The following is a 12,227-nucleotide window of genomic DNA, read 5'->3' as shown; positions in this document are numbered from 1 at the left end:
GTGAGTCGCGCCAGGGGAGGTCGTGAGTGTGAAACAGGGTTCTAACCCTGTTTCACACTCACGACCAGTGCGGTAGGGGCCTTCAGCTCATCGCGGCGTGCAGCTCGGCGAGGGCGTCCTCTTTGGACATCCCGCGCACCGCCGCGATCAGCTCTTCGTACCGCGCGTCGGAAAGCTCCGCGCGCAGGTGGGCGATCAGCTCGCGCACTTCCGGGCTGCCCAGGTCGAACCGGCCGCGGATCAGCGCCGACGTGCCCAGGACGCGCGCCGCCTCCTCGAGCCGGCCCTGCTGGCCGCGCACGAGCGCCAGCAGCTCCACGGCCCCGGCGAGATCCGGCATGTCCCCGCGGTCCCGGGTCGCGAGGATGGCCTTGGCCACGTGCACCGCGGCCTCCTCGGGCCGGTGCTCGGCCAGCGCGAGCCGTCCCTCGAACGCGCTGATCCACTCCGCGCCCATGCCTTCCGGGAACGCGGCCTCCCACGCCAGCGCCCTGATCTCGCCGAGCGCCGCGCGCGCGTCGGCCAGCTGCCCGCCGCGCAGGCACAGCTCGATCCGGCCGAACATCAGGATGGCCCGCAGCTGCGGGTTCTCGAAACCCTGCCCGTAGCGCTCGGCGGCCTCCTGGTCACGCCACGCGCCCTCCATGTCCCCGAGGCGGGCGCGTTCGACGGCCAGGCGCCACCAGTGCTGCACGACGTCCTCGGGCGAGCGCAGCTCCATCGACAGCGCCAGCCCCTGCTGGTAGACCTCGATGGCGCTCTCGCCCGCACCGGCCTGGGACAGCGCGTTCGCCTTGAAGCTCAACGTCATCGCCGTGCCCCAGCGGTCGCCGACCTCGAGGAAGCCCGCGTGCGCCCGGTCCCGGGCCCGGTCCGCGCCCTCGACGTCCCCGGTGTCGTCGAGCAGGAAGCTCTCGACCCAGTAGCCGCCCGAGCGGGTCCAGGTGTCGTCGCCGGCCTGCGCGCGGCGCACCTCGCGCATCGCGAGCTCGTGGTCGCCGCCGAGGAACGCCAGCATCGGCAGTGCCACCGACAGCCCCGGGTACTTCCCCACCGCACCGGTGCGGACGCACTCGTCGACCAGCTCACGGACGCCTTCGAGCGGGAACCGGGACGGCACCTGGCGGGACAGCCGGGAAATCGCGCGGTAGGCGGCCAGGACGTCCGGTGGCAGCCGGTCGCCGAAACCGAGCACCGCGTCGATGAACTCCTCGGCCCGCTCGCCCTGCCCGAGGATGGTGTAGTACCAGAACATCCCGTTGAGCAGCCGCACCGAAGTGTCCACATCGGACATCTCGATGGCCACCCGCAGGGCGCCGGTCAGGTTGACCGATTCGGCCTCGTAGGTGTCGATCGCGGCCAGCTGCGCGCCGGTGCGCAGCAGCGGTTCGGCCCGTTCGGCCAGGTCGACGTAGTAGCCGGCCATCGCGCGCCGGAACCCGTCGCGTTCGCCGGACTCGGCGAGCCGCTCGGCGGCGTAGGCCCGCAGGGTCTCCAGCATCCGGTACCGCGGCTCCCCGTCGCGGTTCACGGTGTCCACGATGGACTTCTCGACGAGCGTGCCGAGCACGTACGGGACGTCCGCGGCGGGCAGCAGCTCGTCCGCGCAGACCCGCTCGACGGCGTCCATCGGCACGCTGCTCGGGAACACGGCGAGCCGCCGCGCGAGCACCAGCTCCGGCTCGGTGAGCAGGTCCCAGCTCCACTCGACGACCGCGCGCAGGGTGCGCTGGCGCGGCAGCGCGGTGCGGCTGCCCGAGGTCAGCAGCCGGAACCGGTCGTCGAGCCGGGCGGCGATCTGGGCCGGCGTCATCGACCGCAGCCGCGCCGCGGCCAGCTCCAGCGCGAGCGGCATCCCGTCGAGCCGGCGGCAGATCTGGCCGACGTCGTCCACAGTGGACTCGTCGAGCACGAAGTCCGGGCGGACCGCGCTCGCCCGGTCGAGGAACAGCCGCGTCGAGTCCAGCTCGGCGGCTTCGGCGGGCGCCGCGCGTTCGGCGGGCACGGGCAGCGGGCCGAGCGGGCAGAGCGCCTCGCCGGTGATGGCCAGCGGCTCCCGGCTGGTCGCGAGGATCCGCAGTCCGGGCACGCGGCCCAGCAGGTCGTCGGCCAGCGTCGCGGCCGCGTCGATGACGTGCTCGCAGTTGTCCAGCACCAGCAGCGCCTCGCCGCCGGCCAGCACCTCGACGGCGTGGCCGAGCAGGTCCGGCCGCCGCCGCACCTCGGTTTCGGCACTGCGGATGTCGCGCACCTCCAGCGCGGCGAGCAGCGCACCGCCGACGTCGCCGGGGTCGCGGACGCCGGCCAGCGGCACGAACCACACGCGGCCGCGCGCGTGCGCCGGGTGCCGCGACGCCGCCTCGGTGGCCAGCCGCGTCTTGCCCGCCCCGCCCGGCCCGGCCAGGGTGACCAGCCGGGTGCCGCCGAGCAGCTCGGCCAGCAGCTTGAGCTCGTCGTCCCGGCCGACGAAGCTGGTCAGCCGGGTCGGCAGCCGGTCGGTCACCGGCGACGGCGGCGCGAACTCGCCGCGCAGCGCCGCCAGGTGGATCTCCTGCAGCTCGGCCGACGGGTCGACGCCCAGCTGGTCGGCCAGGGTGCGGCGGATCTCGGCGTAGACGCCCAGGGCCTCCGACTGCCGCCCGGCCGCGCAGAGCGCGCGGATCCGCAGCCCGGCCAGGCGTTCGCGCAGCGGGTCGGCGTCGGCCGCGGCGGCCAGGTCGGCGAGGACACCGGCGTGCTCGCCCAGCCGGATCAGGGCTTCGAAGCGGTCTTCGGCCGCCTCGGCCTTCAGTTCGGTGAGCCGGCGGGCGGGCGCCGGTGCGAACGGCGCGTCGAGGACGTCGGCGAGCGCGCCGCCCTGCCACAGCGCGAGGGCTTCGGCGAGCAACTCGGCCGCGCGGGTGTCCCGGCCCGCGGCGAGCTCCCGGCGCCCGTCGGCGGCGAGCCGTTCGAACCGCTCGGCGTCGACGTCTTCGCGGGCCACGGCGAGCCGGTAGCCGCCCGGGCCCGATTCGACGGCCACCGGCAGCGCTTTCCGCAGCCGGGAGACCAGCGACTGGAGGGCGTTGGCGGCGTCGGCGGGCGGCTCGGCACCCCAGAGGCCGTCGACGAGCGCGTCCGCCGGGACGGCGCGCCCGGCGTCCAGCGCGAGCCGGGCCAGGAGCATGCGGAGGCGGGCGCCGCCGATGTCGATCGGCGTGCCTTCGTCGTCGGTCGCCCGCAGCGGGCCCAGCAGCGCGACGCGCATGTGTCCAGCTTTCCAGACCTCGCCTGAGGGCCGGGGGCGGACGCCCGGAGCGGCACCGACGGAAGTGTTGACTTTCCGGACAAATACGACTTCCCACCGGCCGACGGGACGTTCGTGGCGATACGTTGCGGATCTACGTCCACCCCAGACGGACAGGAGCGTTCATGAGGGGACAGAAACCGGTCGTGCTCGCCGCCGCACTGCTCACCGGCATCTGCTTGAGCAGCGGGGTCGCGGCCGCCGGGAACGACTGGGGCGCCGCGAAGCCGGGCAGCGACGGCGCCGGCGACAGCTACTACCCGCAGGACGGCAACGGCGGCTACGACGTCGCCGACTACACCCTGAAGGTGAGCTACGACCCCGCGTCGCACCAGCTCAAGGGCGCGCAGGACATCTCCGCGCGGGCCACGCAGTCGCTCAGCTCGTTCAACCTCGACCTGCGCGGCCTGACCGTCGACTCGGTGAAGGTCGACGGCCGCGGCGCGAAGTTCAGCCGGACCGGCGACCACGAACTGGTCGTCACGCCGTCGCGGCCGCTGCGGCGCGGCGAGCAGTTCGAGGTCAAGATCGACTACCACGGCGTGCCCGCGCCGATCGAAGACCCGTCGCTCGGCAACAACGGCTGGCAGTACGCCCAGGCGGGCGGCGCGTTCGTCGCCGGCGAGCCGAAGTCGGCCACCACCTGGTACCCGGTCAACGACACCCCGCTCGACAAGGCCACGTTCCACCTCGCGATCACCGTGCCCGACGAGTGGGGCGTGATCGCCAACGGCCGCGAGAAGCCCTCCTTCAAGGCGCCGGGCGGCACCACGCACGTCTGGGCCGAGGAAACGCCGATCGTGCCGTACATGACGACGGTCGCGATCGACAAGTGGACCTTCGACCGCCAGAAGCGGTCCGACGGCACGCCGATCGTCAGCGCGTTCGCCCCGGGTGTCCCCGATTCGACCAAGCAGGCCGAGGCGCGGCTGCCGGAGATCCTCGACTTCCTCGAGTCGAAGTTCGGCAAGTACCCGATCGACGCGGCGGGCGGCATCTTCCTCAACGAGCAGATCGGTTTCTCACTGGAGACGATGAGCCGGCCGATCTACTCCGCGGGCTGGGCCGGCACGGTGCCGACGATCGTCCACGAGAACGCCCACCAGTGGTACGGCGACTCGGTGGCGGTCGAGCACTGGAAGGACGTCTGCCTCAACGAGTGCTTCGCGTCGTACGCGACGTGGCTCTGGGACGAGGCGAAGGAGGGCGTCGACCTGAACAAGCAGTACGCGGACGACGTCAAGAAGGCTTCCGCGAACTTCTGGAACGGCAAGCTGTACGACATGGGCCCCGGCAAGGAGTTCACGTCGGTGTACTCCAAGGGCCCGATGATGCTGCACGCGCTGCGCAACTACGTCGGTGAGCAGGCGTTCTCCCGGGTCGTCAAGACCTGGCCGTCGCTGCACCGGGACGGGAACGCGAGCATGCAGGAGTTCCAGCGGTACACCGAGAAGGTCGCGCACAAGGACCTCCAGGGGTTCTTCGACGCGTGGGTGTACGGCGCCGGCAAGCCCGCCGACCAGTACCTCTTCCCGGGTGGGCTGAAGCCCGCCGCCTGAGTGGTCCCCGAACTGCCGTCAAGGCCACCTTGTGGGCGTCCGACGCCCGTAAGGTGGCCTTGACGGCTTTGGGGAGGGTTCCATGACCAGGGTGCTGATGACGGGGTTCGCGCCGTTCGGCGGGGAGCCGGTGAACCCGTCGTGGCAGGCGGTTTCCCGGCTCGGCGCGCGCCGCGACGACGTCGCCGCGGTCGAGCTGCCGTGCGAGTTCGCCGCGTCACTGCCCGCGCTGCGGCGCGCGGTGGAGCAGCACCGGCCGTCGCTGGTGGTGTGCGTGGGCCAGGCCGGCGGCCGCCTCGACGTGACGCCGGAGCGCGTCGCGGTCAACCTGGTCGACGCCCGCATCCCCGACAACGCGGGCGCCCAGCCGGTGGACGTCCCGGTCGTCCCCGGCGGGCCGGCGGCGTACTTCACGACGCTGCCGGTGAAGGCGTGCGTGGCGGCGATCCGCGCGGCGGGTGTGCCGGCATCGGTGTCCCACACCGCCGGGACGTACGTGTGCAACCAGGTCTTCTACGGGCTGATGCACCTGCTGGCATCGGACTTTCCCGGGGTGCGCGGCGGGTTCGTGCACGTCCCGTTCAGCCCCGAGCAGGTGGCGGCGTCCGGCAACGCCGCGCCGTCGCTGGGGGTGGACCGGATCGCCGACGCGCTCGACGCCTTAATGGACACGGCCTTGACGACCACGGAAGACCTCGCCGTCAGCGCGGGCGCGGAGCATTGACCACCCTTCCGGCCGATCCGCGGGCCCTCGTCGCGGTGAGCGGGTCGGCCGCGCTCGGCGGCGCCGGTGCCGGCTGGTTCTGGGTCGCCGTCTCCGGCAGCTACGACCAGATGTGCGCGGGAGCCGTCGAGGGGTTCTGCGTGTTCGGGCAGTGGTTCCTCGGCCTGGTGGTCTTCTGGGCGACGGCGGGCGGCTCGGCACTGATCGCGCTGCTCCTGGTGAGCGTGGCGCGGATCCGGCCGCAGCTGCCGGTCGTGCTGACCGCGATGCTGGCACCGTTGGCGTTCCTGGTCGTCTACAACGTCACCGGCGCGCTCGGCACCTACCGGATCCCGTTGCTGGCCACGGTGTCCGTGCTCCTGCAGCTGGTGGTGGCCTGGCCCGCGCGGATCCGGATCTTCCGGAGCCGGCCGGCCGACACGGAGCTGCCCTCGTGATCTGAGGCACACCGCCCGCGAATCACCCTGACGGGCGACTGCGCGGTGTTTACATGTCGGGAACGCGCAACCCGAAGAAGAGGTGTGAGTGATGATCGGATTCGAGACCGACCTGCAGGACCTGCGGGACTCGGCCCGAGCCCTCCAGGACGCCGCCGACGCCGCGGAAGCCGCGTCGACCGGCCTGCGCGGAACCGACGTCCCCGTCTCCTCGGGCGGTGGCAGCGGCTTCCTCGGCGGCATCGCCGGGATGCTGCCCGTGGACAACGCTTTCGGCCGCTCACTGGGGATGCCGGCGGTCGCCGTGGCCTACGACGACCACCTGGCGAAGATCCAGCGGCTGGTCGCGCAGCTGCACCAGACGACCGCGGACACCAGCCACGCGCTGATGCGGGTCGCGGAGCTGTACGAAAAGGCCGACGAAGACTCGAAGCAGCACGTCAACCGCGCGGCCGCGGGCCTGGAAGCGAACTGAGGGAACCGTGGACGGCTACTTCGACACCGGCCTCGACGCCGAACCCCTGTCCAGCGGCGAAGACCGCCGCGCCGAGCTCCTCGAGGGCATCTCCGAGGACCTCGAGGACGGCGCGAACGACGCGCTGGACGCCATCGACGTGCTCCGCCAGACCGACTTCCTGATGTTCGGCTTCGACGACTCCAACGAGAACGTCCGGAAGATGCAGGACGAGATCTCCGGGATCTACCGCGAGTTCTCCGACGCCGACATCGACCACGAGTCGACCTCGGGGCTGCAGAGCCTGATCATGAAGCACGACGCCGTCTGGAAGCAGCTGCAGCGCGACTCGAAGCCGAAGCTCGACGACGCCCGGCAGTTCCTCGACGTGTGGCGCGGCTCCGCGGCGAACGCCGTCAAGGCGTACCTGAACCAGCTGGCCGACGCCTTCACCGAGGTCGAAACCAAGATCACCGTGCTGGAGAGCGACCTCGTCGCGGCGCGCGAAGCCATCGCGTCGGCCCGGCAGGACCTCAGCAACCTCGGCACCACGTTCCTGGAAACCGCGAAGCAGTACAAGGAAGACCAGTCCCGCAAGCGGGAAGCCGCCATGTCGAAGGTGCTGGCGGCGACGTTCGCGGGCGCGGTCGCCGGGCTGCTGACCGTGGCCACCGCCGGAGCCGGTGCCGTGGCGGGCGCGACGGTGTTCACCGCGGCCAACGGCGCGCTCGTCGCCGGCAACGCCGCCGGCGGTGCGATCACCGCGATGGTGGCCAACCAGGCGGAGATCAAGGGCGACAACGCTTTCGACCTCTACCAGAGCTTCGTCGACAGCGCGGGCAAGATCCGCGACGGCGCCGGCGAAGCGGCTCAGGCGCTGGCCGACCGCATCGGAGACGAAGCCGTCGACCTGCCGACGATCCCCGACGCGCCGGACGTCAGCCCGGGCTCGAGCTTCGACCCGTCGAACTTCGAAACCGACCACACCTCGCGCCGGACCGAGAAGAACGTCCGCGACGCGAACGTCGACATCGCCCCCGACGGCCGGGTCTCCGACGGCGGCCACCTGGAGCGGCTGGATGGCTGACCACCCGGCGAAACCGGACCGCGAAGCCCTCCTGGGCGAGCTGTCCGCACTGTCGGCGACGGCGACGTCCGCCGAGGGCGCCGTCTCGCTGTCGGTCAACACCGACGGCGTGCTGACCCGGCTGCGGCTCACCGACGCCGTCTCGCGGATGTCGCCGGACGAGATCGCCGACGCCGTGCTGCGGACCTACGTCGAGGCGCAGCGCGAATCGGCGAAGCGGACCGCGCAACTGCTGGCGCCCCTGGGCTCCGGCGGTTACCTGATGGACCGGCTGCGCTGGCGGGTGCAGTTCGAGCCGACTCCTCCCACACCGCCGCCCGCCGCGGCGCCGCCTCGCGCGGAAGGCGGCGACGCCGTGTTGAAGGACCGTTCTTCGGACGCCCCGGCCGCCGCGCCGCCGTCCGGGCCGGTCGCGGACGACGACTGGTACGGCGAGGGCATGCGGTTCGACAAGGCCTGGTGAGCCGTCGGACAGTCCACTGTGGACTTGCCGGCGGCTCAGGTCGCGAGAACGACGACGGTGACCACGATCGCGACGACCACGAGCACCGCGAGCGCGATCAGCCACGACTTGGCGTTCCGGCGCTCTTCCGGTGGCGGTGGCGGCGCGTACCGGGGAGGCCGGACGGGCTGCTGCTGCTGCTGCCAGGGCTGCGGCCGCGGCGGCGGCACGGGTGGTCGCACCGGCGCGAAGGCGGGCACGGTGAGGTCGGTGGTGGTCCCCAGTGGAACGTGGTGGAGGCCGAACGCGACAGCCGTCTCGGGCTGGTTCTGGGTGGTGGGCGAGACGCCGAGCTGGCGCCCGAGCAGCGTGGCCAGCAGCGGCATCCGGCTCGGCCCGCCGACGAGGTAGACGCCGGCGAGCTGCGCGGGGTTCAACCCGGCCCGGTGGATCGTCGCGGCGAGCAGCTCGGCGCTGCGCAGCAGGCTCGGCCGCACCAGCGCTTCGAGCTCGTCGCGGCTGACCAGGACGTCACCGAACGGCTCGGGCATCGGCACGTGGGTCTGCGCGTGGCGGGAGAGGCTTTCCTTGGCGTCCCGGACGTCCTGCAGCAGCGCGCGCCGGGTGCGGCGGTCGGCGGTGGACTGCGGGCGGAGAAGCCGTTGCCACTGCGCCGGATCGGCGTGCGAGACCGAGCGGCCGATGTGCACGAGCAGCGCCTGGTCGATGTCGAGGCTGCCGAGGTCGGGCAGGCCGCCTTCGGCGAGCACGGCGAAGCCCTGCTGGGACACGCCGACGACGGCGCAGTCGAAGGTGCCGGCCCCGAGGTCGTAGACGCCGATGGGGCCGGTGTTGCGGTGGCCGGTGCTCGCGTAGTGCGCGGCCGCGGCCACGGGCTCGGGAATCAGCCGGACATCGGTGAACCCGGCCTTGGCGGCGGCGGTGCGGATGGCGTCCTGCCGGGTGGCGCCCCAGCCGGCCGGGTGCGAGATCCGCGTCTGCCCGGGCGGGCGGCCGAGCTGCCGTTCGGCTTCCTCGCCCATCCGGCGCAGCACGGCGGCGAAGGCGTCGGTGATGTCCACAGTGGTCTCGCCGAGCCGCAGGGTGCCTTCGTCGATGCGCCGCTTGGGGTTGGGCTCGAACCGGCTGGGGTCGAGCCGCGCCCGCCGTTCGGCGTCCTGCCCGACGACGAGCAGGCCGTCGTCGTTGACGAAGACGGCGGAGGACATGGTGACGGACCCGTCGACCTCGATCGCCCGCGGCCCGCGCCCGGAGGCGGAGAGGACACCGACGGTGCTGGAAGTCCCGAAGTCGATCGACAGCACGTCCACGCGGATTCCCCTCCCAAGGCCCGCGGGCATCGTCTCATGCGCCCCAATGTGGCGTTCGGTGCGTCAGGCGCACCCAATGTGGCGTTCGGTGCGTGGGACGCAACCAACGCCACATTGGGGCGCTCGGGACCACGGACAGCGAGAAGGGCGGCTCCCGTGGGGAACCGCCCTTCTCAGGTGCTACTTCAGCCGATCACTCGTTCTCGGCTTCGCCGCTGTTCTCCTCGTGGCCCGCGCCGATGCTGACCGGCGGGGCGTCCGGGACCGACGACGGCTTGCGCTCACCGCGGAAGGTGAACCGGGCCTGGTCGTCCTTGTCCTCGGGGTTGCCGCTCCAGCCCTCGACGTCGACCAGGATGATCTGGCCGGGCTCGACCTCGCCGAAGAGGATCTTCTCCGACAGCTGGTCCTCGATCTCGCGCTGGATGGTCCGGCGCAGCGGCCGGGCACCGAGCACGGGGTCGAAGCCACGCTTGGCCAGCAGGGACTTGGCCTTCGCCGTCAGCTCCAGCTCCATGTCCTTGGCCTTGAGCTGCTTCTCCACGCGGCCGATCATCAGGTCGACCATCATGATGATCTGTTCCTGCGTCAGCTGGTGGAACACGATGATGTCATCGATCCGGTTCAGGAACTCCGGGCGGAAATGCTTCTTCATTTCCTCGTTGACCTTCTGCTTCATCTTCTCGTACCGGGTGCCGGTGTCGTTGGACCCGGCGAACCCGAGCGAGACGGACTTCGAGATGTCCGACGTGCCCAGGTTGGACGTGAAGATGAGGACCGTGTTCTTGAAGTCGACCGTGCGGCCCTGACCGTCGGTCAGGCGGCCGTCCTCCAGCACCTGCAGGAGCGTGTTGTAGATCTCCTGGTGCGCCTTCTCGATCTCGTCGAACAGGACCACCGAGAACGGCTTGCGACGCACCTTCTCCGTCAGCTGGCCACCCTCTTCGTAGCCCACGTAGCCCGGAGGGGCACCGAAGAGCCGCGACGCGGTGTAGCGGTCGTGGAACTCGCCCATGTCGATCTGGATGAGCGCGTCGTCCTCGCCGAACAGGAACGCCGCCAGTGCCTTCGACAGCTCGGTCTTACCGACACCCGACGGGCCGGCGAAGATGAACGAGCCCGAGGGGCGCTTCGGGTCCTTCAACCCGGCCCGCGTACGGCGGATCGCCTGCGAGACGGCCTTGACCGCGTCCTCCTGGCCGATGATGCGCTTGTGGAGCTCGTCCTCCATGCGCAGCAGCCGGGTGGTCTCCTCCTCGGTCAGCTTGAACACCGGGATGCCGGTCCAGTTGGCCAGCACCTCCGCGATCTGCTCGTCGTCGACCTCGGCGACGACGTCGAGGTCGCCGTCCTTCCACTGCTTCTCCCGCTCGCCCTTCTGCCCGAGGAGCGTCTTCTCCTCGTCACGCAGGCGGGCGGCCCGCTCGAAGTCCTGCGCGTCGATCGCGGACTCCTTGTCCCGGCGGACGTTCGCGATCTTCTCGTCGAACTCGCGCAGGTCCGGCGGCGCGGTCATCCGGCGGATGCGCATCCGGGCGCCGGCCTCGTCGATCAGGTCGATCGCCTTGTCCGGCAGGAACCGGTCGTTGATGTACCGGTCCGCCAGGGTCGCGGCGGCGACCAGCGCCGAGTCGGTGATCGAGACGCGGTGGTGCGCCTCGTACCGGTCACGCAGGCCCTTGAGGATCTCGATGGTGTGCTCCAGCGACGGCTCGCCGACCTGGATCGGCTGGAACCGGCGCTCGAGGGCGGCGTCCTTCTCGATGTACTTGCGGTACTCCTCGAGCGTGGTCGCGCCGATCGTCTGCAGCTCACCGCGGGCGAGCATCGGCTTCAGGATCGAAGCCGCGTCGATCGCACCCTCGGCGGCACCCGCCCCGACCAGCGTGTGCAGCTCGTCGATGAACAGGATGATGTCGCCGCGGGTCTTGATCTCCTTGAGCACCTTCTTCAGGCGCTCTTCGAAGTCACCGCGGTAGCGGGAGCCGGCGACCAGCGAGCCCAGGTCCAGCGTGTAGAGCTGCTTGTCCTTGAGCGTCTCGGGCACCTCGCCCTTGACGATGCTCTGGGCCAGGCCCTCGACGACGGCGGTCTTGCCGACGCCGGGCTCGCCGATGAGCACCGGGTTGTTCTTGGTCCGGCGGGACAGCACCTGCATGACCCGCTCGATCTCCTTGCCGCGCCCGATGACCGGGTCGAGCTTGCCCTCGCGGGCGAGCACGGTCATGTTGCGGCCGAACTGGTCCAGCACCAGCGACGACGACGGGGTGCCTTCACCACGGCCGCCGGAACCGGTTTCGGTGGATTCCTTGCCCTGGTAGCCCGAGAGCAGCTGCAGCACCTGCTGGCGGACCCGGTTCAGGTCCGCACCCAGCTTGACCAGCACCTGCGCGGCGACGCCCTCGCCCTCGCGGATCAGGCCGAGCAGGATGTGCTCGGTGCCGATGTAGTTGTGGCCGAGCTGCAGCGCTTCGCGCAGCGACAGCTCCAGCACCTTCTTCGCCCGCGGCGTGAACGGGATGTGCCCGCTCGGCGCCTGCTGGCCCTGGCCGATGATCTCTTCGACCTGCTGGCGCACGCCCTCCAGGGCGATGCCCAGCGACTCCAGCGCCTTGGCGGCGACACCCTCACCCTCGTGGATCAGACCCAGGAGGATGTGCTCGGTGCCGATGTAGTTGTGGTTGAGCATCCTGGCCTCTTCTTGAGCCAGGACGACCACCCGCCTCGCGCGGTCGGTGAACCTCTCAAACATGTGCACTCCCTCGACTGCTGCGCCGGCGGCCCGTTATCCATCGTGCTTTCACCGCGATGGATTCAGCACCGTGAGACCACTCTAGTAGCCAACTGGTCGCGCTGGCGTACCACTACGGCTCTTCGTGGCCTTTTCCGCACCCGGACGTGCGGTCT

General features: G+C 71.2%; 8 protein-coding genes and 1 pseudogene. 6 read left to right on the top strand and 3 right to left on the bottom strand.

What is annotated here, in order from left to right:
* Window positions 1-82: 82 nt before the first annotated feature.
* Window positions 83-3,247 carry a BTAD domain-containing putative transcriptional regulator gene (locus tag QRX60_RS14805; protein WP_286001345.1) on the bottom strand — a complete coding sequence of 1,055 codons (3,165 nt, stop codon included), beginning with the start codon at window positions 3,245-3,247 and terminating at the stop codon, window positions 83-85.
* 164 nt (window positions 3,248-3,411) lie between these two features.
* Between QRX60_RS14805 and QRX60_RS14800 the strand changes: the two genes are divergently transcribed.
* The 6 genes from QRX60_RS14800 to QRX60_RS14775 all read left to right on the top strand — a co-directional run bounded on the left by QRX60_RS14800 (window position 3,412) and on the right by QRX60_RS14775 (window position 8,010).
* Window positions 3,412-4,845 carry a M1 family metallopeptidase gene (locus tag QRX60_RS14800; protein WP_286001344.1) on the top strand — a complete coding sequence of 478 codons (1,434 nt, stop codon included), beginning with the start codon at window positions 3,412-3,414 and terminating at the stop codon, window positions 4,843-4,845.
* 82 nt (window positions 4,846-4,927) lie between these two features.
* Window positions 4,928-5,569 carry a pyroglutamyl-peptidase I gene (pcp, locus tag QRX60_RS14795; protein ID WP_286001343.1) on the top strand — a complete coding sequence of 214 codons (642 nt, stop codon included), beginning with the start codon at window positions 4,928-4,930 and terminating at the stop codon, window positions 5,567-5,569.
* A complete protein-coding gene (locus QRX60_RS14790; RefSeq protein ID WP_286001342.1) occupies window positions 5,566-6,006 on the top strand; it encodes a hypothetical protein in 441 nt (146 codons plus the stop codon). Before pcp ends, QRX60_RS14790 begins: the two co-directional genes overlap by 4 nt.
* Before the next feature lie 91 nt (window positions 6,007-6,097).
* Window positions 6,098-6,481, top strand: a complete 384-nt coding sequence (locus QRX60_RS14785; protein ID WP_286001341.1) for a hypothetical protein — start codon at window positions 6,098-6,100, stop codon at window positions 6,479-6,481.
* 7 nt (window positions 6,482-6,488) lie between these two features.
* Window positions 6,489-7,547: a hypothetical protein gene (locus QRX60_RS14780; RefSeq protein WP_286001340.1), complete on the top strand. Its 1,059-nt coding sequence runs from the start codon at window positions 6,489-6,491 to the stop codon at window positions 7,545-7,547.
* Window positions 7,540-8,010 (top strand): YbaB/EbfC family nucleoid-associated protein, encoded by a 471-nt coding sequence (locus QRX60_RS14775; RefSeq protein WP_286001339.1) that lies wholly within the window; start codon window positions 7,540-7,542, stop codon window positions 8,008-8,010. The genes QRX60_RS14780 and QRX60_RS14775 overlap by 8 nt, the downstream gene beginning before the upstream one ends.
* A gap of 44 nt (window positions 8,011-8,054) precedes the next feature.
* Here the strand turns inward: QRX60_RS14775 and QRX60_RS14770 are convergent.
* A pseudogene (locus QRX60_RS14770) lies at window positions 8,055-9,320 on the bottom strand (Hsp70 family protein); the annotation flags it as partial.
* Window positions 9,321-9,513: 193 nt separating this feature from the next.
* Window positions 9,514-12,072 carry an ATP-dependent Clp protease ATP-binding subunit gene (locus QRX60_RS14765; RefSeq protein WP_286001338.1) on the bottom strand — a complete coding sequence of 853 codons (2,559 nt, stop codon included), beginning with the start codon at window positions 12,070-12,072 and terminating at the stop codon, window positions 9,514-9,516.
* Window positions 12,073-12,227: the final 155 nt, after the last annotated feature.

The sequence above is a fragment of the Amycolatopsis mongoliensis genome (assembly GCF_030285665.1).
GTDB lineage: Bacteria > Actinomycetota > Actinomycetes > Mycobacteriales > Pseudonocardiaceae > Amycolatopsis > Amycolatopsis mongoliensis.
The sequence above is the reverse complement of the archived record's forward strand: the minus strand, read 5'-3'. Positions and strand labels throughout refer to the sequence as shown.